The organism is Pseudomonas cedrina subsp. cedrina (genome assembly GCF_001983175.1).
GTDB lineage: Bacteria > Pseudomonadota > Gammaproteobacteria > Pseudomonadales > Pseudomonadaceae > Aquipseudomonas > Aquipseudomonas cedrina.
The window spans coordinates 42,131-63,268 of the sequence record NZ_MNPW01000020.1; the positions used below are offsets into that span (position 1 = coordinate 42,131).

Sequence of the window (21,138 nt, forward strand, 5' to 3'; positions counted from 1 at the left end):
TGTGGTTTCACGCCGAGGTCCGGCGTGAAACCACACATCGCGCAAACCGTCAGCTTACCTGGGCAAGCAGGTCGTCGCGGATAAACTGGCGAACCGTCGCCAGGTGTGTTTCTTCCTGCTGCAACGCATGCTCGAAGCGCTTGGCAATCAGCGGATGACCACCCGCACGGGCGAGTTCGATCAGCAGTTCCCACGCGGCGTTGTCTTCCAGCTCGATGGTCAGGATCGCACTCATCGACTGAGAGACCGTCGTGCGCGGGTCAGTCAATACCTGCAGCACACCCATGGCCTTGACCCCGACCACGTCCGCACATGGCGTCATGGCGGTGGGGTCGGCGCCCAGGGTTTCGATGGCCTCGCGCACCAGGTTCATGTGTTCGAGTTCTTCGGCCTGAATCTGGCGCAAGGTGTCCACCAATGCGGGGTTGGCGCCCGGTGCCGACGTGGCCTTGGCCACCATCGCTTCATATAAACGTACGCCGGTGCGCTCGAAAGCCAGGCGTTCGCCAAGCTTGTCGAGCAGCACTTCGGGCGCCTTGCCGATGGTCTTGTCCAGCGCGGTCTTGACCACGCCTTTGGCGCTGCCTGGCGCCGGCACCGAACCGATCAGGTCGGCTTCACGAATAGCGCGCTCGCGCTCGGCGGTGTAGGCGCTCATGTCGCCGGGGACATCGGCGGGAAACATGCGCGTGGCTTCCAATTGGCGTGCGGTGCCTTCTGGCGACATTTGCGCGCCGGTGCGGTTGGTGCCGATGATCACTTGACGTTCGCTCATTGCTGCTCTCCCGCTGGGTTGAGTTCGGTGCCGGGTTTGAAGGTATAGCCAGCCGACACCACGTTGGCCGGAACGCCTTCACTGTTCAGGCGTGCACGTTGATCCAGAGAGGCCTGCCCTTCCCTTTCCTTAGGCACGTAGTCGATGCCATGGGCACGCAGGTCGACCTCGCGGGACAAGGTCTCGCGCACGAAATCGCGTTGGCTCTTGAATTCGATCATGCGCGGCAGCGGGCCGGCCAATACCTCGGCGGGATCGCGGCGTTCGTATTGCTTGAACAACTCGCAGGCCAGGTTCAGGTGCCCCAGTTCGTAGTCGACGAAGCGTTCCCAGAGCGCTTTGATCCGCGGATTTTCTTCCTGCTCGGCGCAACTGGCGTAGGTGTAGACCTCCATCGCCTCATGCACCAGCCACTTTTCCATAAAGGTTTCGCTGGGGTCCTGCAACGAACCGTACTGGGTCACATGCTGCTCCTCGACCGAGGCGATTTCGGCATACAGCGCGCGCGCCACCGGGTCGGCGAACAGCGGGCCGATGTTCATGTAATAGTCGTGGGTCTGGTATTCGGCCCCGGTGATCAGCGCCGCGTGGATCTTGGTGATCAGTGCGGCGTTGTCTTTTTGATAGTTGTCACGCAGGTCATCGCCGGGGGCGCGGTGATGCTCGCTGGTGGGCCTGCCGGGCACGAGGTCCGTGTAGCCCTGCAGAATGTTGTTGGCGTCCTTGCCCTCCAGCCGGTCGAGCATGGCGGCGTAGCGGTAGAGGTGGTCGAAGTCTTCCAGCAGGCCAAAGCGATACGTCTGAGCCTGGTAGGGGTCGGGCTCATTCTGGGCGACGGCGGCGGTCACCTCGATCGCCACCTGCTCGTAGGCAACGGTGGTTTCCAAGGGCGAATGGTCCGCAGACAGCAGCCAGTTGACCGCCGTCATCTGGTGTTGCTCGACACGCCGGATCTGCGCCAGGGGCAGCTGCAACTCCTTGTGAAACCGCGAGCCGAAGTGCTTGAGTCGCAAGGCGTCGGATTCAACGCCGTTCATCAAAATCACCCGTACCCGGGTGAAGGCATCATCGTCGAGTTTGCTGATCGGCTTGCCGGCCAGGTCACGCCAGGTAAAGCTCTGCTTGTCCAAGGGCGTGCCCTTGTTATCCAGCAGATTATCGATTTTGGACATGGGTCGATCTCCTTCATCAGTCGTCACGAAGTGACTTTTTCAACGAGCCGGCATCAGGATTTGCGGCTCTATTGGATGACAAGGAGATCGCGGGAGGGCATCGAAATTTGTGAGTATCCTCCGATGAGCGGCTAGCTACGGCGGCCAGTGGCACACTCAGCCAGGCTCCGCAACCGGCGTCGCCAAACGGTTGCACGCGTACAGCGCAATGCCCAGCAGCATCAGCGCACCACCGCGCAACCAGGTGTCCAGGCTTTGCTGACTGAGCAGGATCAGGCACGAAACAATCGCCAGCACCGGCACCCAGGTCGGCACGCGAAAATGCTGTTCGGTGATGGTGTCGCGGCGCAATACCAGCACCGCCAGGTTGGTGCTGAGGAACACAAAGAGCAGCAACAGCACGACCGTCTCGGCCAGCGCCGCGAGGGTGCCGGTCAAGGTCAAGGCGATGGCCACCAAGGTGCTGGCGATGATCGCGACCCAGGGCGTGCGCCGCTTGGGCAGCACGCGCGAAAGCGGCTCCGGCAACAGGCCCATGCGGGCCATGCCATAGGCCAGGCGGCTGGCCATGACCATGGTCAGCAGCGCACCGTTGGCGACCGCCACCAGCGCGATAAAGGCGAAGAGCTGGGGCGGGATGCTCAAGCCCGAGGCGCGCACCACTTCGAGCAACGGTGCGGAGGTGGCCGTCAGCTTGTCCATCGGCAGCACCACCGAAGTGGCGACACCGACCGCCATATACACGATGCCCGCCGTTATCAACGCGGCAAACAGCGCACGCGGATACACCTTGCGCACACCGCGTATTTCTTCGGCCAAATTGGCCGATGTTTCAAAACCCACGAACGAATAGAACGCCAGCAACGCGGCGCCCAGTACGGCAAGCATCGGGTTGACCCCGGCCTTGAACTCCAGCGCCCGGCCGAGGTTGGCTTCGCCGGACTGCATGCACCAGGCCGCGGCCACCACCACCAATAGCAGCCCGGACAGTTCGACGCAGGTCATGACCATGTTGGCGCCCAACGACTCCTTGATGCCGCGTGCATTGAGCAGTGCGATCACCACCAGGAATATCAGCGCGGCAAGGTGCGGTGATACGTCGACGAACGCCGCCAGGTAGTCCCCGGCAAACGCCAGGGACAGCCCCGCCGCACTGGTCACGGCGGCGGCGAGCATGCTGAAGCCGACCAGGAACGAAATCAGCGGTGACTTGAATGCCTTCTCGGCGAACACCGAAGCGGCGCCGGCATGGGGGTACTTGGTCACCAGTTCCGCATAGGAGCCTGCCGTGAGCATGGCGAAGAACAACGCCACCAGCAGCGGCACCCAGATCGCCCCGCCCACCTCGCCGGCGATAGTGCCGGCCAGCGCATACACGCCGGCGCCGAGCACATCGCCGAGAATGAACAGGAACAACATCGGGCCCGTCACGGCGCGGCGCAAGGACGGTTTGGAGGGTGCGGCTTGGCTCAAGCTGGATTCGGACATGGGCGGCTCTGGCGTGGGTTGCAAAGAGCGATCATCCGGCACGGGCCGGCTGACGCGGGGCTATCTACAATGGAAAATGCCCGCGCCGCCAAAGTTCCGTTTTCCGCTGCGAATCCGCGCAGCGCCGCGTCAATCGTCGTCGTGCAGGTGCGCGTCGGCGCAGGGCAACCGCCCCGATTCCCCGCCGGCAATCCGTTCCGCCTGATCAATGCCGCGCTTGAGCGCATCGTGCACGGACCATTGCGCGCCAGGCAACTGCTGGGTGCGTTCGACCACACATTGCCCCGTGGCGGTATAGACGCTGACCAGCACTTCAATATCGGCGTCTTCGCGCTCCCGTGCCCTGACTTCGATATGGCAACCGTTTTCCACTTCCTGGGTAAAGCACTCTTCCTCGAGTGTCTTTTGCGCCCAAGCCTTATAGGTATTACCACGAATAAACATAACTGCTCTCCCAGACCGTTAGTGGGTTGGCCTTCAAGTAAGACCTGAATGCTTTAGCAGGGATTCCGTCTTTTTTCCAAGGCCAATAGCATCATGCGCCTATAAAAAGCTATTGCCGTTTCGCTTGTTAAACCGTTCGTCAGGCGAAGTAACAAATTGTTAAACCAACCCCCGGACGTCTATTCAAAATGTTCGGGAGCGCGGTGAAACACGCCCCGCAGAGCGGCCGAGAAAGCCAACAGATCCGGGCAGTGGATGCAGTTTTTCCACTGGCGGCGCCGTATTGCCTGGCGTTAAGCACTTGACTGCGCCACGCACTAACAAGCGCAGCGCCGGCGTTTCGCTTAGTTAACTTGCGAACACCGGCGCCACCGTTTCGGCACCGTAACAACGGAAGTTTTCAATACAGGAGCAAGGCATGAAACGAGCGATTGGTTATTGCCTGGTATATATCGCCAGCATTTTCTTATTAACCGGCTGCAACCTGATTGTGTTCAACCCCAAGGGGCAGGTTGCAACCGATGAACGCGACCTGATTATCCTCGCCACCGGCCTGATGCTGCTGGTAGTGGTTCCGGTGATCGTGCTGACGTTTGTGTTTGCCTACCGCTACCGCGCCACCAATAAAAAGGCCCGTTACTCACCGCGCTGGGCCAGCTCGCACAAAATCGAAGCGGTGGTATGGGGCGTTCCGCTGCTGATCATCATTGCCCTGGGATGGGTGACGTGGAAAACCACCCACGCACTCGACCCTTACCGCCCGCTCGACTCAGAGACGCCGCCGATCAATGTGCAGGTGGTGGCGACTGACTGGAAATGGTTGTTCATCTACCCCGACCTGGGCATCGCCAGTGTCAATGAACTGGCCCTGCCGGTGCATACGCCGGTGAGTTTTACCGTCACCTCCGACGCGGCCATGACCTCGTTCTTCATCCCGGCCCTGGGCGGGCAGATCTACGCCATGGCCGGCATGCAGACCAAGTTACACCTGATCGCCAACGAGACCGGCGAGTTCAGAGGCATTGCCGCCAACTACAACGGCCCCGGTTTTTCCGACATGCATTTCGCCACACTCTCCCTGAGCCCCACCGACTTCCAGGCGTGGGTGGCCAAGGTCAAGGGCGCCGCCGCCCCACTCGACCACGCGCGTTACGCGCAGTTGGCCAAGCCCACCACCCGGCACCCGGTGACCTATTTCTCGTCGGTCCAGGAGCGGCTGTTTCTGGACATCGTCGACAAATACGAAGGCATGAACAAAGCCAGGAAACCCGAGCGCAACCAGACCCAATCCAATGGTGCTGAATCGAACGGCACCGGCACGCGCACCGATCAACACCCCAGTCTGCTGGCCGAGGAGCAATAACAATGTTCGGAAAACTGTCATGGGACGCGATTCCAACCACTGAACCCATTGTGATGTACACGCTGGCCTTCGTCGGCCTCATAGGCGTGGCGATGGTCGGCTCCATTACCTGGAAACGCAAATGGGGCTATTTGTGGCGCGAGTGGTTCACTTCGGTGGACCACAAGAAGATCGGCTGCATGTACATCATCGTCGCGCTGGTGATGCTGCTGCGCGGTTTTTCCGACGCGATCATGATGCGTACCCAGCAAGCCATGGCCGCCAGCGGCGGGCCGGGTTATCTGCCGCCGGAACACTACGACCAGATCTTCACCGCCCACGGCGTGATCATGATTTTCTTCGTGGCCATGCCCTTCGTGGTCGGCCTGATGAACGTTGTGGTGCCGTTGCAGATCGGCGCACGCGATGTGGCCTACCCGTTTCTCAACGCGCTGAGCTTCTGGCTGTTCGTGGCCGGTGCCCTGCTGGTCAACGTATCACTGGGGATCGGGGAGTTTGCGCGAACCGGTTGGGTCGCCTATCCGCCGTTATCCGGGTTGGCCTACAGTCCCGGGGTCGGGGTGGATTACTACATCTGGTCACTGCAGATATCCGGCATCGGCACGCTACTGACGGGGCTGAATTTCTTCGTCACGATCCTGAAGATGCGTACCGAAGGCATGACCTTGTTCAAGATGCCGGTGTTCACCTGGAATGCGCTGTGCACTTCGGTGCTGATCCTGGCGTCGTTTCCGATTCTCACCGCCACCCTGCTGATGCTGTCCCTGGACCGTTACCTGGGCATGCATTTCTTTACCAACGAAGCCGGCGGCAACCCGATGATGTACGTCAACCTGATCTGGGCCTGGGGGCATCCGGAGGTGTACATCCTGATCTTGCCGGCGTTCGGGGTGTTTTCCGAGATCGCCGCGACCTTCAGCAGTAAGCGGCTGTTCGGTTACGTGTCGCTGGTATGGGCGACGATCGCGATTACCGTGTTGTCGTTCATCGTGTGGTTGCACCACTTCTTCACCATGGGCGCGGGAGGCAACGTCAACGCGTTCTTCGGCATCATGACCATGATCATCGCGGTGCCGACCGGGGTGAAGATCTTCACCTGGCTGTTCACCATGTACCGTGGCCGGGTGCGCTTCGAAACCCCGATGCTGTGGACCCTGGGCTTTATCGTGACCTTCAGTATCGGCGGGATGACCGGGGTCCTGCTCGCAGTGCCGGGCGCCGACTTCATGCTGCACAACAGCCTGTTCCTGATCGCGCATTTTCACAACGTGATCATCGGCGGCGCCGTGTTCGGCTACATGGCCGGCCTGACCTACTGGTTCCCCAAGGCCTTTGGCTTCCGCTTGAACGACAAGCTGGGCCGCATCGCCTTCTGGTGCTGGTTGATCGGCTTCTATTTCGCCTTCATGCCGTCCTACGTGCTGGGCTTCATGGGCATGACCCGACGCCTCAACCATTTCGACAATCCGGAATGGCGGCCGTGGCTGCTGCTGGAAGTGCTGGGCGTGCTCATCATCCTCTGCGGCGTAATCTCCCAGGCTCTGCAGCTGTACGTCAGCATCCGCAACCGTCACCAATACCGCGACCTCACCGGCGACCCGTGGGACGGACGCACCCTGGAATGGGCCACCTCCTCCCCGCCGCCGCTGTACAACTTCGCCGAGCAGCCCAAGGTCAGCGACCTGGACGCCTATTGGGGCATGAAAGAGCGCGGCGTAAGCACCCTCAGCCACACCGACTACCGCGCCATCCACATGCCGCGCAACACCGCCTCGGGCCTGGTGATCAGCCTGTTCGCGCTGATCTGCAGCTTCGCCCTGGTCTGGCACATCTGGTGGCTGGCGGCGTTCGGGCTGGTGGCTTCGGTGGTCGCGTTCGTAGTGCGCAGCTACGACGAAGACACTGATTACTTCGTGCCCGCCGAAGAAGTCGCGCGCATCGAAACGGCACGTCTCAAAGACTTGGCAGAGGCTTGATCCATGTCCAATACCGTGATTGAAAAAGACGTCGCTCATACCCAGGAACATGGGCATGAGGACGCAGGTTCCCTGAGCGTTTTCGGGTTCTGGATCTACCTGATGACCGACTGCATCCTGTTCGCGACCCTGTTCGCCGGCTATGCGGTGTTGCGCGACAGCGTGGCGGGCGGTCCGTCGACCATGGATATTTTCGAACTGCCCTATGTGCTTGCCGAAACCATGCTGCTGTTGCTCAGCAGCATCACCTATGGCTACGCGATGCTGGCGATGAACCGTGGCCAGCAGAGCCAGGTGCTGCGCTGGCTGGGGCTCACGTTCGTGCTCGGCGCCGGCTTCATCGCCATGGAAATCAACGAATTCCACCACTTGATCGCAGAAGGCTACGGACCGGACCGCAGTGCGTTCCTCACCGCCTTCTTTACCCTGGTCGGCACCCACGGCGCGCACGTGCTGACGGGGCTGATCTGGATGGCGGTGCTGATGGTGCAGATCCGCCAGAAAGGCCTGACCAACACCAACGCCACCCGGCTCAGTTGCCTGAGCCTGTTCTGGCACTTCCTGGACGTGGTGTGGATCTGCGTCTTTACCGTGGTCTATCTGTTGGGGGTGGTGTGACATGTACAAGCAAAGTTCGATTCACAGCAGCGCCGGTAGCAGCCATGGCAGCAGCCGCTCCTATTTGGTCGGGTTCCTGCTGTCGGTGCTGCTGACCCTGATCCCTTTCGCCCTGGTGATGTTCCCTTCGCTGCCGCGCACCGTCACCGCCTGGCTGGTGGTGGCGCTGGGGGTTATCCAGATCGTGGTCCACCTCAAGTTCTTCCTGCATCTGGATACGGCCGAGGAACAACGCTGGAACCTGGTTGCGCTGATTTTCTCGGCGGTCATCATTCTTTTGCTGGTAGGGCTCTCGCTATGGATCATGGGCAGTATTCACCACAACATGCTGGCGCACTGAGGTACTGGCTGGGGCTGCTCAATGCGGGGGTTCAACTGACCAAGCCAGGGATTATTTTCGGTAATCTCGCGTCGGTGCTGGGGGGTTACTTCCTCGCCGGCGGCGGGCGCCTGGCAGACCCCGCGCACCTGCTGGCCACCCTACTCGGTACCGCCCTGGTGATCGGTTGCGGGTGTGTCATCAACAATTGCGCCGATCGGGACATCGATCGGCGCATGGTGCGCACCTGCCATCGCGCGCTGGCGCTGCGGACCATCGCGGTGCCCACCGCCGCCAGCTATGCCATCGCCCTGGGCGTCAGCGGTTTCGGCCTGCTCTGGGCAGGCAGCAACCTGCTGGCCTGCTTGCTGGCGCTGGTCGGGCTGGTGATCTATGCGGGGGTCTATACGTTCTGGCTCAAGCGTCGTTCGCACTGGGGCACCTTGGTCGGCAGCCTCTCCGGGGCAATGCCGCCGGTGATCGGTTATTGCGCGGTCAGCGCCAGGTTCGACGCCACGGCGCTGATGTTGGTGCTGGTGTTCTGCTGCTGGCAGATGCCCCATTCACACGCCATCACCGTGATGCGCCGCGAGGACTTCCGCGCGGCGCGCCTGCCGCTGCTGACCCTGTCTCAAGCCCACCGGCAAATACAGGCGTACACCCTGGCCTTCTGCGCCAGCACCCTGGTGCTGGGCGTGGTGGCCCAGATGGACATCCTGTATTTCGCCGTGGTCAGCGCCCTCGGCGGTTACTGGCTGGCGCTCGCCAACAGCAGCGTGCGCCGGGTCGATCCAGCGCGCTGGGCGCGCTCGATCTTCGGCTTCTCGATTCTGCTGGTGATGGCCCTCAACCTGATGCTGGCGCTGTCCACGCTGTGTCGAGCAACGTGCGAATCTTCCTGGGCAAATCAGCCGGCTGATAGGGTTTTGCAATCAGCTCGAAGTCATGTACCTGTATATCGGCACGCTCCAGCGAATCCTTCGCGTAGCCCGTCGTGAGCAGCACCCTGGTGTGCGGATACAAGCGCGCTATCTCGCGCGCGAGTACCGCGCCATTCATCTCGCCGGGCATGATCAAGTCACTGAACACCAGGTCGTAGGTCGCGCCGGCGAGCCGGTCCAATGCCTCGGCGGCCGTGTGCGCAATGTCGGTGCGATAACCGTAGTCGGCCAGAATTTCCTGGGCCAACTCCGCCACTTCGGGCCGGTCCTCCACAATCAGGATGCGTTCGTCGCCTTGCAGCGAAGTGGCCGCGGGCGTCTGCTCGACCCAGAGCTGGCTGTCGTCCGCCGGAAAATACAGGCGCACCGTCGTGCCCACGCCTGGGTAGGAATAGATGCGTGCAGTGCCGCCCGATTGCTTGACGAAGCCATACACCATCGACAACCCCAGCCCCGAGCCCTTGCCCTCCTCCTTGGTGGTGAAAAACGGCTCCATCACTTTTTCCTGGACGCTCTCGTCGATGCCGTTGCCGTTATCGCTGATCGAGATGCCCACGTAGCGGCCCTCGGCCAGCCCGTCGCGTTGCGCATTGGCGTCGCCCGGAACCTGAACATTGCACGTCTTCACCGTCACGGTCGGCTCGGTGCGTCCTTCGAGCGCATCCTGGGCGTTGGACAACAAGTGCCGCACCGCCAGCTCCGCCTGCGCGGGATCGAGACGGCAGTTCCACAGGCCCTCGGCGAGCTCCACATGCAGCTGGACATCCTGCAGCGTCTGCGCCATGAAATCGGTGCGACCCAGCAAGGAGTTCAGGTTGATCACGCGACTGTCCAGGCGTTGCTTGCGCGAGAACGCGAGCAACTGTTGGGTCAAGGATTGGGCTTTTTCGGCGGCGGCCCTGGCGCGGCTGGCGCCGTTGAAGATGCGCTGCGGATCGGCGCCGGGGCGCTGGGCGCTCTGCTGGATCAGTTCGAGATAACCGACCATCACCTGCAGCAGGTTATTGAAGTCGTGGGCAATGCCCCCGGTCAGTTGCCCGAGGGCCTCCAGGTCCTGGGCGCGGCGCACGCGCAGTTCCGCGTCGTGACGCCGGCTCACGTCCAACTGGGAGGCGAAAAAGTACACCAGTTGCCCTTGCTCATTGAACAACGGCGAAATGAACACTTCGTTCCAGAACGTCGAGCCATCCTTACGGTAGTTGAGCACTTCCACGCACACCTCATGGCGGCATGTCATCGCACGCTGCACTTGCAGCAGCGCACGTTTGTCGGTTTCAGGCCCTTGCAGAAGCCTGCAGTTGCGCCCGATAACTTCATCCTGTTCATACCCCGTCAGCCTCAGGAACGCCTGATTGGCGAAGATGATCGGGTTATCGGGTTGGGCGGGGTCGCAAACGATCATCGCGCTCTGGCTGGTTTGCATGGCCGCGAAAAACAGGTCTTTGCGATTGGAAGAAAGCCGCGCTGGATCGATACGGTCGACCACGGGCTTTTTCTTGCTTGCCAAGGTTCACCTCCAATTACGTGGTGCGTGTTCCATGGACCGTAAAAATGTCGCACAGTGCCACCCTGCGCTGAACAGGCGCCCGCCGCATGGGTCGGGCGCCGCGCGTTGCATCAGCGCTTGGCTTCTTTATCGGGGTCGGCTGAGCGACGCAGGAACGCTTGCGTCAGTTCGGGCAAATGCTCAAGCAGCCACTCGGCCATGGCGATTTCCTGCGGCAGGATCTTTTCGCAGGCCGCTTGGGTTTCCAAATCACCGGCCTCTTTCGCAGCGGCGATAAGCGCCGTGTAGCTGGCAATTTCCATGTTTTCGAACACGTACCCGGCCATTGCGCCCTTGATGACTTCGTCACTCATCAACGAGCCACCGACCGCCTGGCCGAACGCCATCAGCTTGCCACCCATGTCTTTCAGGGTCGACGAACTGCCGCCCAGGCGCGCCAGGCACTGATCAATCAGCTGCTGCTGGCCGAGGGTTTCCTCAATGTGCTGGTCGATCCGCGCCTTGAGCTGCGGGTAGTGCTCCAGGCGCTCGGATTGCGCCTTGAGCATTTTTTCGGCCTGCTGCTCCATCGCATGGGCATCACGCAGCCAATCGAGCAGGTTTTCCTGTGGAGTCGCCATGTCGTTAGTCCTCTTGATGAAAAAATGGCATGCGCCGCACGCCCGAAAGCGTACGGCTGTGCCGCGTCAAATCTCGGGTTTGGGTTGCATTCCCGAGCCCAAGTCAGCGCCAGTCACGGGGTCGCTCGTCGGGTCCGAGGCCGTGCGGATCTTCATCGCGCTCAATGTCGCTTCGTCGTCGGCGTCCAACTGCACGCTGGCCAAGCCATCGCCACCATCGACCGCCGGTTGCGGGCTTTCCACGAACTCCCACTCTTCGCCCTGGTTCCATGGGCCACGCATGCCTCCTGCACCCTGGGACATCTTGTAGTAGACCTGCGTGAATTCGGGCATGCCAGGCAGCTTGCCTTGGGGGAAGTTCGGCTGAATCGAATGCAGCGCGTTTTCAAAGGACAACTGATGCGCGATTTCCCGCGTCATCAAAAAGCCCAGCGCCTCTTTCACGCCCGGGTCATCCGTGACATTCATCAGCCGCTCGTAGACGATTTTGGCGCGGGCTTCGGCCGCGATATTGGAGCGCATGTCCGCGGTGGGCTCACCGATGGTGTCGATATAGGCCGCTGTCCAGGGCACACCGGCGGAGTTGATCAACGGCGCACCGGCACCGTACAACAGGCTGGTGACATGGGAGTCATTGCCGGCACCGTTAAGCGAGCGATACAACTCGCCCTCTTCTTCCACGCCTTCGGCCATGCGTCCCTTGGCGCCCTTGTTGAGCATCACGATGATGGAGCCGACGATCTCCAAATGGCTGAGCTCTTCGGTGGCGATGTCCATCAGCAGATCCTTGCGCCCCGGATCGTCTTCAGCCAGGGCCTGGGTGAAGTAGCGGGACGCCGCCGCCAGTTCCCCCTGAGGGCCGCCAAACTGTTCCAGCAGCAGGTTGGCCAGGCCGGGGTTAGGCTCGGCGACACGGACGGTGTATTGAAGTCGCTTGTTATGTAGAAACATGAACAAATCTCCTCGGGCTAATCGAAAAGAGACGGCACTTTGCAAATGCGCGCCTACTGTCATGTGAAATAACCGGCGCTGGAAATTTCAAAAAAATTACGCATATCTCGACCAGCGGTTACGCCTGAATGGCCAAGCGAAACGGCCGTACGCGATGCCAGGCATTCAATCGGCACGCTCGTTATCAGAGGGAACGATGTCGATTTCAGGCGTCCCGTTGGGTGGCAAGACGTCGGCTTCGCCGGACTTTTCAAGGGTGCCGGGATGGTCCCAGTCGGTGGCCGCATTGGGGTCCTCGTCACGTCCGGCAGTACCGATCACATTGCCGTCGTCGTTAGGTTGGCCCAGATCTTCAACGGGGCGGTTCTGGGTGTTGGATGGGTCATGTTTCATGGAAAAAATCTCCAGGTCACAGGATGGAAGCCTTACTTGCTCTCGTCTGCCTTGCCTTCTTGCATCTGCACCGAAGCCTTGCCGTCGGTATTCTCTTTGGTGGCGTTGTCGCCACTGTCAAAGCAGCCGTGGAGCATAAACACGCTGCACAGCCCAAGGCACATGGTTAGTTTTTTCATGCTTGTTCACCTGCTGTAAGTCGAGTGATTCAACCTGGCAAGACGAAGCCGAACTTCGTCAGCACACCCTTTATCTGGCCGGGGCAAACGCCTCAGTGTTCAATCAAATCGACCCGAGGCTGACGAGTGGTCCCAGGCAAAAACCGATTGAACGCCTCTTGGGGACCTCCTTCTAAACAGTGGCAAACCTTAACCTGGCAAGGCCTCCTCTCTGGCCTTGTGCATCACCACGGAAGGACTGAGCCATGAAAAAAGCCAACCGCACGACCACCCTCCCATCGCTCTGCCTGGCAGCATCCCTCGGTGTGCTGACAGCCTGCGCCGGTAACGATTCCGCATCAAATGTGGTGGCACCCGGTGCCGAGAAATCGCCGACCACCCGAACGCTGGATGCGGGCGCCGCGATGCTCCAGTCGCGCCCGCCCATCGATGCGTTGAACGCTTACCTGGACGGTTTTCACTTCTATAACGGCCACCCCGATGTGCAAATGGAAGCCCATCACTATTGCTCGATTCTCAACGAAGAGGTGATCCAGTGCGTGATCTACGACGGCAATCGCCAGGATGCCAAGTTGATGGGCGTGGAGTACATCATCAGCAAGCAGTTGTTCAACACGCTGCCTGCGGCTGAAAAGGCGCTGTGGCACAGCCATGTGCATGAAGTGAAGTCCGGGCAACTGGTTGCGCCGGGCATCCCCGACGTCGCCGAGCATGCCTTGATGAACAAGCTGGTCAACACCTATGGCAAGACCTGGCACACCTGGCACACCGACCTCAACAAACAGCTGCCACTGGGCGTGCCGCAATTGATGATGGGCTTTACCGCTGACGGCCAGGCTGACCCGGCCATGGTTGCCGAGCGCGACCAGCGGCTGGGAATCAACAGCAGCGATAAGAAAAAGGCCCGTGCGGACATCATCGCAGCGCCCATCGCGCCGGGTGCGGATGCATGGCGCCAGGGCAACGTCATCCAGATCGTCGACCCGACCGAAACACCTCATCGCCACTAATCACGCCACTCGGGCATTTGGATTGAACGATCATTTGCTGGCCCGCCTCTATCCCAAGACCAGCGAATGGAGGATGTCAGCATGATTGATCCAGCAACCGGAATGAGACCTGGCGAACGCTACACAGTGGACAGCCTGGAACGAACGAAGCACTTCAGCGGCTTTTTCCTGGACGGCAAGTACTACCTGGAACCTGAATTGCTCACCGCAGTCGGCTGGCTCGAAGGCCAGACGTTTATCTATGACGAGCTCGACGCCACCGGCGAACCGGTCTTCCCCGACCGCGTCGCCGGCACGATCGAAGACCTCACGCTGATACTCAGCGATGGCGCCCGGCTGAAACTGCATGAGACGGCTGTGCACGCAACGGAGGACGCGCCCGAGCCCGCGCCTGCCGACGCTGAGCGCAACGGCCAACTGCACGGCAAGACGGTAGTGATCACCGGCGCTTCCAGCGGCATCGGTCGCGCCGCGGCCCATGCCTTTGCCAAACAGAGCACCCGCCTGGTACTGGCCGCCCGCGACGAAGCGGCGTTGGCCGATGTGGTCGAGGAATGCGCGGCCCTCGGTGCCCAGGCGCTGGCGGTGCAAACCGACGTGACCCAGGGCGAGCAGATGCGCGCCTTGGCCGAACAGGCCGCCGCCTTTGGCAATGGCCGGATCGATATCTGGATCAACAACGCCGGGGTCGGTGCGGTCGGCGATTTCGAGAAAACCCCGCTGGAAGCCCATGAGCAGGTGCTGCAAACGGACCTGCTTGGCTACCTGCGTGGTGCCTACGTCGCGTGGCCCTATTTCAAGGCGCAGAACAGCGGGATTCTGATCAACACCTTGTCATTGGGCAGCTGGGTTGCACAGCCTTACGCCGCCGCCTACTCAGCCAGCAAGTACGGCTTGCGTGGGTTATCTGAAGCGCTGCGCGGCGAATTGGTTGGCTACCCCAATATCCACGTGTGCGACATCTACCCGGCGGTGATGGACACGCCGGGTTTTCGCGACGGCGGCAATTTCACCGGCCACGCGCTGAAGCCGCCGCCACCGGTCTACGATCCACAGCGGGTTGCACAGGCGATGGTGGCTTGTGCGCTGCAGCCGAAGAACAGCATCACCGTCGGCGCCGCCGCCACCGTTGCGCGCGTTGCGCATTTCTTGCTGCCTGCTTTCCCCCAATTATCCGGTTGGCTGACCCGTCGGGGGTTGGAGCGCAGCTCCCGCGCCGCCACGTCGTCGGGCAACCTGTTCACACCGGCAAGCGGCGAGCGACGCGTCGAAGGCGGCCAGCGAAAACCCCGCCACACGTCTTACTGGCTGGCCGCAGCGGGCGCCGTTCTGTTACTGGGCGGCGTTGCCGTCGCACGCAACCTGCGTTCGAACAACACGCGGCATAAATGAACTCCTGGGGGCGACCGCCCCCCTTTTTTGCAAGAGGTAATCCAGCATGTCTTATAACTTCGAAGGAACCGCCAGCGTCATCACGGCCTCGCGCCATCTGGGAACGGAATCGGATGAGCGCCTGAATGACTCGGTCGCTATCCGGATGTCCAGCAGCGGCAAACCCACTATCGTGCGCCTGGATTTCGACTCGCCATTGGAGTGGCCTGGCAACCCCACCTTTGTGACCGTCAACTTGCCGGATGGCACCTCTGTGAGCGGCGTGATTGCCGAGATAGAGCGCCCTGTCGAAGGGCCTGGCTGGGTAACTTTTACAGTGGATGACTGATTGTATAAGTCTTGATCTCGGTCATCGAATTGTCTGACAGTTTTTTGAATTTTCCGTGGCGTCAAATATCTGTACTTCATGAGCATAAGGAGTCCTCATGAAACACAACGATTTATTCACTATCCGGTATAGGCTGCACGGTGAACACAGGTCTTTCATCGTGCGTGCCGCGCAAATGAACAATGCCGAGGCATGGCATTGGGCCAGTTGCGATGCCGGCGTGGCAGTCATACCCAGATTTGGTCAACACACCCTCAAGCGCGTGTCCAAACCGATGGCCGAGAAATACGGCATCACCGACGTGCGCTGGAGCGGCGCCGAAGCGATCCAGTGGGCGGAGGGCCTCACACAATGAACAGCCAGACTCTTGGTTACACAACAGGGCAAACGTGGGACGACGAGATCGCGCACAACACCGAGATGTTTTTCGAGGCTGATCGCCTGGATGCGCAAGCGTACAAGATCATCGAGAACTACAGCGGCGAGGCGCAAACCTGGACGCGCTTTCTGGAAGCCAAGAAAGCCGCGGAGGAGCAACGCACCGCGGCTTATCGGGACTGGATGCGCATCCGCCGGGCGATGCGTAAACCGTAATCACCGGCGCTTTCCACTGTGAGAGCTGGCTTGCCTGCGATGGCGATAGGTATCTACACATTGTAGTGAGCGGGCTTGTCCCGCGCTGGGGGGCGAAGCCGCCCCAAACCAGGCGAATTGGGTTTGTCTGAAACTACGCGGTGTCTTTATTGGGGCGGCTTCGCCACCCAGCGCGGGACAAGCCCGCTCACTACAAAGTTGTGTAGATACCTATGCTGGGATCCGACAAGCCAGCTCCCACATTGTCAAGACCACCGCACCACTCGTCAGTTTGTATAAACCTTTGCAACACGCTCGTCTCAACCAAGAGTAAAGGTCCTGAGAAGTGATCGAGTTCGGCACGCAGGCATTCTGTTACGAGCAGGTTTTCAGCTATATTTCACCTCCCGCTCACTCATCACCCTCGCTGGAATTCGTGCCCCTACACGCTCTTCTCGTGCGCAGTTAACCAAGGTTGGTATTTATGAAGTCTGCCCCTCTGCGGTCCCCCAACGTTCCGCAACGCAAGGATCTGACCCCCAGCACCCTGACCTTTCCAGTGGTCGGCATTGGCGCGTCGGCGGGCGGGCTGCAAGCGGTGAAAGCATTTTTCGAGCACATGCCCAAAGACTGTGGCATGGCGTTCGTGGTGGTACTGCACCTGTCTCCCGATCATCAGAGCGTGGCGGACAAGATCATCCAGGAGTCGACGGGCTTGCCGGTCGTGCAGATCAATGACACCACGCCCATTGAAAAAAACCACGTGTATGTCATCTCGCCTGCACAGCGGTTGATGATGAATGATGGTTATCTGGGCGTATCGCCGTCGTCACGTGAAGGCGGCACTCACATTGCCATCGACCTGTTTTTTCGCGACTTGGCCGACACCCACAAAGAGCGCGCGTTTTGCCTGATCCTCTCAGGCACCGGTTCCGACGGCGCGGTGGGGCTTTCGCGCATCAAGGAACAAGGCGGCATCACCCTGGTGCAAGCGCCGGAAGATGCCGAATTCGACGGCATGCCGCTGGCGGCGATCGAGACGCAAATGGTCGATCTGGTACTGCCCGTGGTGGAGATGCCGCAAAAGTTGCTGGAGTTATGGCGCAACGCCCAGTCGATCATCCTGCCCAACGCCAATGACCCCGAGATCCACACCACCCCACCCGTGACCGAACGCGACGCGGCGGTGGCCGAACAGTTGCTGCTCGACATCCTTATCCAACTGCGCGCCAGTACCGGGCACGATTTCAAGCACTACAAACGCGCCACCGTATTGCGCCGCATTGAGCGGCGCCTGCAAGTCACCGCCCAGCCCGACCTGGCCGCCTACTACACCTACCTCCAGGCGCATCCGGAAGAAACCAAGGCGTTGCTGGGTGACATGCTGATTGGCGTGACCAATTTCTTCCGCGACCGCGAAGCCTTCGAAGCCCTAGAGCGTGATGTGATCCCGAACTTGGTGAAGTCCCTGGAAGACAGCGTGCCGCACCGCGAGGAAGTGCGCATCTGGTCAGCCGGTTGTTCGACCGGGGAAGAGGCCTACAGCCTGGCGATGCTGGTGGCCGAACAACTGGCGCTGGACGCCAGCAGCGCGAAAATGCAGGTGTTTGCCACCGACATTGACGAGCGCGCCATCAGCCATGGCCGCAGCGGAGTGTATTCCGAAGCGATCATCACTGACGTACCGCCGTCGCGTTTGCGCCAGTACTTTTCCAAGGAAAAAAACCAGCACTACCGGGTGCGCAAGGAAATCCGCGAGCGGGTGTTGTTCGCCAAGCACAGCCTGCTGGCGGACCCGCCATTCTCGCAGATCGACCTGATCGTATGCCGCAACCTGTTGATCTACCTGGACCGTGAAGTGCAGCGCGAGATCCTGCAACTGTTCCACTTTGCGCTGCGCCCCGGTGGCTACCTGTTCCTGGGTTCCTCGGAGTCGGCCGACGGCTGCCAGGACCTGTTCGTGCCGGTGGACAAGCGCAACCGCATCTTTCGCGTGCGCGCCGGCTCCTCGGCGGTTCGCCGCGCGCCCACCATGCCGCGAGGCGGCTATGTGCGTGCCAACGCCCCGGTCGCTGCGGCGGAAATCAAGGCGCCCACCAAGCGTTCATTCGCCGATATGCACCTGCGCGCATTGGAGAAGGCCGCACCGCCCAGCGTCATTGTCGACCTGCAGGCCGATATCCTGCACATGAGCGAAGGCGCGGGGCGCTACCTGCGCTATGTGGCCGGGGAAATCACCCACAATCTATTGGCCCTGGTCCATCCCGATTTGCGCCTGGATATCCGCACGACACTGTTCCAGGTCCAGCAATCGAATATCCCGGTGACCTCGCGCAAGGTGCGCATCCAGCGCGATCAGTGCACTTACCTGGTGGACATCACCGCTCGCCCCTACCGCGATGAGGCCACCGAAAGCGACTACGTGCTGGTGATGTTCCAGGAAACCGTAGTCGACCCCGAGCAGTCCGACGCCGCCAGCGTCAGCCATGCGGAAAACGCGATCATGAGCAACCTGGAACGCGAGCTGCAACGCACCAAGCTGCACCTGCAGGACACCATCGAGCAGGCGGAAGTCTCCAGCGAAGAGCTCAAGGCCTCCAACGAAGAGATGCAGGCGGTCAACGAAGAACTGCGTTCGGCCACTGAAGAGCTGGAAACCAGCAAGGAAGAGCTGCAGTCGATCAACGAGGAACTCTTGACGGTCAATTACGAGCTCAAGACCAAGGTTGAAGAGACCGACAAGGTCAACGACTACCTGACCAACCTGATCGCCTCCACCGACATCGCCACGGTATTCGTCGACCGCAACATGCGCATCCGCTGGTTCACCCCGCGCGCCACGGATATTTTCAGCATGCTGCCGGTGGACACGGGGCGCTCGTTGATGGACATCACGCACCGACTCCACTACCCGGAAATGACCGATGACGCCACCACCGTGTTTGAATCGCTGAGCATGATCGAGCGCGAGATCAGCAGCAAGGACAGCCGCTGGTACATCGCGCGGTTGCTGCCCTACCGCTCCAGCGAAGACCACATTGACGGCACCGTGCTGACCTTTATCGATATCACCAAACGGCGCCTGGCCGAAGAGGAACTGCGCCTGGGTGAAGAACGCATGCGCCTGGTGGCCGAAAGCACCCATGACTTTGCCATCATCATCCTGGACGACCATGGCGCCATCACCGATTGGAACACCGGTGCCGAGCTGATCTTCGGCTATACCAAGGACGAAGTGCTGGGCGCTTACTACGACCTGATTTTCTCCCCGGAAGACCGCGCCGCCGGCATCCCCGAGAGCGAGTTGCGCGCGGCCCGCGAACATGGGCGCGGCGAAGACGAACGCTGGCACGTGCACAAGAATGGCAGCCGCTTCTATTGCAGCGGTGAGGTCACCCTGCTCAAGAGCGACAGCTTGCAAGGCTACGTCAAGATTGCCCGTGACCTGACCGGCCACAAGCGCACCCAGGAAGAACAGAGCCAGCGGCTGATGGAAACCCAGACCAACAGCCACCTCAAGGATGAATTCTTCGCGGTCATGTCCCATGAACTCAAACACCCGCTGAACCTGATCCAGCTCAACGCCGAATTGCTGCGCCGCTTGCCGGTTACCAAGGCGGCGGGCCCGGCGGTCAGGGCGGTGGATACCATCTGCGAAGCAGTCTCCAGCCAGGCGCGCATCATTGACGACCTGCTGGATGTCGCCCGGGTGCGCACCGGCAAGCTCAAGCTGAAGAAACAACCGGTCGACCTGATTCGCACGCTGCAGGACATCCACAGCGTGGTGCTCGCCGACGGGCGTCACCGCCAAGTGACCCTGCAAACGCCTTCGGTGCCCGGCTCACTGATCGTGGACGTGGACCCTACCCGTATCGAGCAAGTGATCTGGAACCTGGTCAACAATGCACTCAAATTCACCCCGGAAGACGGGCAAGTGCAATTGGTGCTCAGCCGCTCGGAAGGTCAAGCGCAACTGGACGTCATCGACAGTGGCGCCGGGCTTGCCGAAGACAGCCTGGAAAAGATCTTCGATTTGTTCGGGCAGGCGGAGAACCAGCATCAGACCCATCAGCGTGAAGGGCTGGGGATTGGCCTGTCGCTGGTCCGCCAACTGGTCGAGGCGCACGGTGGGTCGGTAAGTGTCTACTCCAAGGGCCTGGGTTTTGGCTGTACCTTCTCGATCAAGTTGCCCCTCAGCGAACAGAGCCACTTGCCCGACACTGCCGACGCAAAGGCCGAGAATGAACGCCTGAACGGCGTCAAGGTGCTGCTGGTGGACGACTCCGCCGAAGTGCTGGAAGTGCTGAATATGCTGCTGGAGATGGAAGGCGCCCAGGTCAGCGCGTTCAGTGACCCGCTGAGCGCGCTGGAAACGGCCCGCGAGACCCATTACGACCTGATTATCTCGGACATCGGCATGCCGAAGATGAACGGCCACGAACTGATGCGCAAGCTACGCAAGATCGGCCATCTGCACCAGGTTCCGGCCATCGCGTTGACCGGCTACGGTGCCAGCAGTGACCAGAAGAAGACCGCTGACTCAGGCTTCAACAGCCATGTGAGCAAACCCGTGACCCATGAGTCGCTGATCAACCTGATCGAAAAGCTGCGTCAGTCGAGCCGTTAGGCTGGGCTTATTGATAAGGGATTACGGAGATTTTCCCGTTGCGCTCGAGAATCGCGAACTGGATCTGATCGATCTGGACGATACCTTGAGCGGAGCGGGCCGCTTCGAGAATATCGCTTTCATCCATCCGCGCGCGCTTGAGGCGCTCGTGGAGCACCTTGCCATGTTCGACCACAATGGTCGGCCCGCCATCCAGCACGCGGGAGAACCCGCGTGAGCGCAATTTGACGAGTGAGAAGCCAATGTCGATGGCGATCAGCGTGATGATGACCAGGACGGCGTTGGTCAGCGAAAAATCATCGCCCAGCAGCGCCTGCTGCGTGGCTTCACCGATCACCATCAACAACACTAGGTCAAAGGTGGTCAGTTCCGCCAGGGAGCGCCTGCCGGCGATCTTGAACAGCACCAGCAGCACCAGGTAAATGGCCGCCGCCCGCAATACTGAGTCCATGCTGGCTGACC

20 protein-coding genes and 1 pseudogene are annotated in these 21,138 nt (G+C 60.7%); 11 read left to right on the plus strand and 10 right to left on the minus strand.

Annotated elements, in window-relative coordinates; genetic code table 11:
* Nucleotides 1-49: 49 nt before the first annotated feature.
* From BLL36_RS28375 to BLL36_RS28390, 4 genes are all read right to left on the minus strand, one after another.
* The gene (locus tag BLL36_RS28375; protein WP_076954905.1) at nt 50-775 is read right to left on the minus strand and encodes a DUF892 family protein; all 726 of its coding nucleotides are present in this window, start codon (nt 773-775) and stop codon (nt 50-52) included.
* Nucleotides 772-1,947: a hypothetical protein gene (locus BLL36_RS28380; protein ID WP_076954906.1), complete on the minus strand. Its 1,176-nt coding sequence runs from the start codon at nt 1,945-1,947 to the stop codon at nt 772-774. Before BLL36_RS28380 ends, BLL36_RS28375 begins: the two co-directional genes overlap by 4 nt.
* Before the next feature lie 156 nt (nt 1,948-2,103).
* Entirely contained in the window at nt 2,104-3,435 is a 1,332-nt protein-coding gene (locus tag BLL36_RS28385) for an APC family permease (protein WP_231998966.1), read from the minus strand.
* A gap of 129 nt (nt 3,436-3,564) precedes the next feature.
* Nucleotides 3,565-3,879: a hypothetical protein gene (locus tag BLL36_RS28390; protein WP_076954907.1), complete on the minus strand. Its 315-nt coding sequence runs from the start codon at nt 3,877-3,879 to the stop codon at nt 3,565-3,567.
* 418 nt (nt 3,880-4,297) lie between these two features.
* On the opposite strand from BLL36_RS28390, the gene cyoA reads away from it, so the two are divergent.
* From cyoA to cyoE, 5 genes and pseudogenes are all read left to right on the plus strand, one after another.
* The gene (cyoA, locus tag BLL36_RS28395; RefSeq protein ID WP_076954908.1) at nt 4,298-5,242 is read left to right on the plus strand and encodes a ubiquinol oxidase subunit II; all 945 of its coding nucleotides are present in this window, start codon (nt 4,298-4,300) and stop codon (nt 5,240-5,242) included.
* A gap of 2 nt (nt 5,243-5,244) precedes the next feature.
* Nucleotides 5,245-7,218 carry a cytochrome o ubiquinol oxidase subunit I gene (cyoB, locus tag BLL36_RS28400; RefSeq protein ID WP_076954909.1) on the plus strand — a complete coding sequence of 658 codons (1,974 nt, stop codon included), beginning with the start codon at nt 5,245-5,247 and terminating at the stop codon, nt 7,216-7,218.
* Between the two features lie 3 nt (nt 7,219-7,221).
* Entirely contained in the window at nt 7,222-7,836 is a 615-nt protein-coding gene (locus BLL36_RS28405; protein WP_076954910.1) for a cytochrome o ubiquinol oxidase subunit III, read from the plus strand.
* Nucleotide 7,837: 1 nt separating this feature from the next.
* A complete protein-coding gene (cyoD, locus tag BLL36_RS28410) occupies nt 7,838-8,176 on the plus strand; it encodes a cytochrome o ubiquinol oxidase subunit IV (RefSeq protein ID WP_076954911.1) in 339 nt (112 codons plus the stop codon).
* Nucleotides 8,134-9,021 (plus strand): annotated as a pseudogene (gene cyoE / locus BLL36_RS28415) (heme o synthase); the annotation flags it as partial. The gene cyoD and the pseudogene cyoE, both read left to right, overlap by 43 nt.
* Here the strand turns inward: cyoE and BLL36_RS28420 are convergent.
* The 5 genes from BLL36_RS28420 to BLL36_RS31130 form a co-directional block, all read right to left on the minus strand.
* Complete coding sequence (locus BLL36_RS28420) at nt 9,002-10,603, minus strand: histidine kinase famiy protein (RefSeq protein WP_197678458.1); 1,602 nt, start codon at nt 10,601-10,603, stop codon at nt 9,002-9,004. The pseudogene cyoE and the gene BLL36_RS28420 sit on opposite strands and share 20 nt — an antisense overlap.
* Before the next feature lie 110 nt (nt 10,604-10,713).
* The gene (locus BLL36_RS28425) at nt 10,714-11,223 is read right to left on the minus strand and encodes a ferritin-like domain-containing protein (protein WP_076954912.1); all 510 of its coding nucleotides are present in this window, start codon (nt 11,221-11,223) and stop codon (nt 10,714-10,716) included.
* Nucleotides 11,224-11,289: 66 nt separating this feature from the next.
* On the minus strand, nt 11,290-12,174 hold the full coding sequence (locus BLL36_RS28430; RefSeq protein WP_076954913.1) for a manganese catalase family protein: 885 nt from the start codon (nt 12,172-12,174) through the stop codon (nt 11,290-11,292).
* 165 nt (nt 12,175-12,339) lie between these two features.
* Nucleotides 12,340-12,567, minus strand: coding sequence for a hypothetical protein (locus BLL36_RS28435; RefSeq protein WP_076954914.1), 228 nt, complete (start codon nt 12,565-12,567; stop codon nt 12,340-12,342).
* A 32-nt stretch (nt 12,568-12,599) separates the two neighbouring features.
* Nucleotides 12,600-12,746 (minus strand): hypothetical protein, encoded by a 147-nt coding sequence (locus BLL36_RS31130; protein ID WP_165448124.1) that lies wholly within the window; start codon nt 12,744-12,746, stop codon nt 12,600-12,602.
* Between the two features lie 245 nt (nt 12,747-12,991).
* On the opposite strand from BLL36_RS31130, the gene BLL36_RS28440 reads away from it, so the two are divergent.
* From BLL36_RS28440 to BLL36_RS28470, 6 genes are all read left to right on the plus strand, one after another.
* Entirely contained in the window at nt 12,992-13,756 is a 765-nt protein-coding gene (locus tag BLL36_RS28440; protein WP_076954915.1) for an OBAP family protein, read from the plus strand.
* An 81-nt stretch (nt 13,757-13,837) separates the two neighbouring features.
* Nucleotides 13,838-15,148 carry an SDR family oxidoreductase gene (locus BLL36_RS28445; RefSeq protein ID WP_076954931.1) on the plus strand — a complete coding sequence of 437 codons (1,311 nt, stop codon included), beginning with the start codon at nt 13,838-13,840 and terminating at the stop codon, nt 15,146-15,148.
* A 46-nt stretch (nt 15,149-15,194) separates the two neighbouring features.
* Nucleotides 15,195-15,476 (plus strand): hypothetical protein, encoded by a 282-nt coding sequence (locus BLL36_RS28450; RefSeq protein WP_076954916.1) that lies wholly within the window; start codon nt 15,195-15,197, stop codon nt 15,474-15,476.
* 97 nt (nt 15,477-15,573) lie between these two features.
* Entirely contained in the window at nt 15,574-15,831 is a 258-nt protein-coding gene (locus BLL36_RS28455; protein WP_076954917.1) for a DUF6555 family protein, read from the plus strand.
* Nucleotides 15,828-16,070, plus strand: coding sequence for a hypothetical protein (locus BLL36_RS28460; protein ID WP_076954918.1), 243 nt, complete (start codon nt 15,828-15,830; stop codon nt 16,068-16,070). Before BLL36_RS28455 ends, BLL36_RS28460 begins: the two co-directional genes overlap by 4 nt.
* 463 nt (nt 16,071-16,533) lie before the next feature.
* Nucleotides 16,534-20,676 carry a CheR family methyltransferase gene (locus BLL36_RS28470; protein ID WP_076954919.1) on the plus strand — a complete coding sequence of 1,381 codons (4,143 nt, stop codon included), beginning with the start codon at nt 16,534-16,536 and terminating at the stop codon, nt 20,674-20,676.
* Between the two features lie 7 nt (nt 20,677-20,683).
* On the opposite strand, the gene BLL36_RS28475 is transcribed toward BLL36_RS28470, so the two are convergent.
* Entirely contained in the window at nt 20,684-21,127 is a 444-nt protein-coding gene (locus BLL36_RS28475; protein ID WP_076954920.1) for a DUF421 domain-containing protein, read from the minus strand.
* Nucleotides 21,128-21,138 lie beyond the last annotated feature (11 nt).

What these genes read in the sequence shown, in the direction of transcription:
- BLL36_RS28375 (WP_076954905.1), bottom strand. Translation starts at nt 775, where the DNA reads ATGAGCGAACGTCAAGTGATCATCGGCACCAACCGCACCGGCGCGCAA.
- BLL36_RS28380 (WP_076954906.1), bottom strand. Translation starts at nt 1,947, where the DNA reads ATGTCCAAAATCGATAATCTGCTGGATAACAAGGGCACGCCCTTGGAC.
- BLL36_RS28385 (WP_231998966.1), bottom strand. Translation starts at nt 3,435, where the DNA reads ATGTCCGAATCCAGCTTGAGCCAAGCCGCACCCTCCAAACCGTCCTTG.
- BLL36_RS28390 (WP_076954907.1), bottom strand. Translation starts at nt 3,879, where the DNA reads ATGTTTATTCGTGGTAATACCTATAAGGCTTGGGCGCAAAAGACACTC.
- cyoA (WP_076954908.1), top strand. Translation starts at nt 4,298, where the DNA reads ATGAAACGAGCGATTGGTTATTGCCTGGTATATATCGCCAGCATTTTC.
- cyoB (WP_076954909.1), top strand. Translation starts at nt 5,245, where the DNA reads ATGTTCGGAAAACTGTCATGGGACGCGATTCCAACCACTGAACCCATT.
- BLL36_RS28405 (WP_076954910.1), top strand. Translation starts at nt 7,222, where the DNA reads ATGTCCAATACCGTGATTGAAAAAGACGTCGCTCATACCCAGGAACAT.
- cyoD (WP_076954911.1), top strand. Translation starts at nt 7,838, where the DNA reads ATGTACAAGCAAAGTTCGATTCACAGCAGCGCCGGTAGCAGCCATGGC.
- BLL36_RS28425 (WP_076954912.1), bottom strand. Translation starts at nt 11,223, where the DNA reads ATGGCGACTCCACAGGAAAACCTGCTCGATTGGCTGCGTGATGCCCAT.
- BLL36_RS28430 (WP_076954913.1), bottom strand. Translation starts at nt 12,174, where the DNA reads ATGTTTCTACATAACAAGCGACTTCAATACACCGTCCGTGTCGCCGAG.
- BLL36_RS28435 (WP_076954914.1), bottom strand. Translation starts at nt 12,567, where the DNA reads ATGAAACATGACCCATCCAACACCCAGAACCGCCCCGTTGAAGATCTG.
- BLL36_RS31130 (WP_165448124.1), bottom strand. Translation starts at nt 12,746, where the DNA reads ATGAAAAAACTAACCATGTGCCTTGGGCTGTGCAGCGTGTTTATGCTC.
- BLL36_RS28440 (WP_076954915.1), top strand. Translation starts at nt 12,992, where the DNA reads ATGAAAAAAGCCAACCGCACGACCACCCTCCCATCGCTCTGCCTGGCA.
- BLL36_RS28445 (WP_076954931.1), top strand. Translation starts at nt 13,838, where the DNA reads ATGATTGATCCAGCAACCGGAATGAGACCTGGCGAACGCTACACAGTG.
- BLL36_RS28450 (WP_076954916.1), top strand. Translation starts at nt 15,195, where the DNA reads ATGTCTTATAACTTCGAAGGAACCGCCAGCGTCATCACGGCCTCGCGC.
- BLL36_RS28455 (WP_076954917.1), top strand. Translation starts at nt 15,574, where the DNA reads ATGAAACACAACGATTTATTCACTATCCGGTATAGGCTGCACGGTGAA.
- BLL36_RS28460 (WP_076954918.1), top strand. Translation starts at nt 15,828, where the DNA reads ATGAACAGCCAGACTCTTGGTTACACAACAGGGCAAACGTGGGACGAC.
- BLL36_RS28470 (WP_076954919.1), top strand. Translation starts at nt 16,534, where the DNA reads ATGAAGTCTGCCCCTCTGCGGTCCCCCAACGTTCCGCAACGCAAGGAT.
- BLL36_RS28475 (WP_076954920.1), bottom strand. Translation starts at nt 21,127, where the DNA reads ATGGACTCAGTATTGCGGGCGGCGGCCATTTACCTGGTGCTGCTGGTG.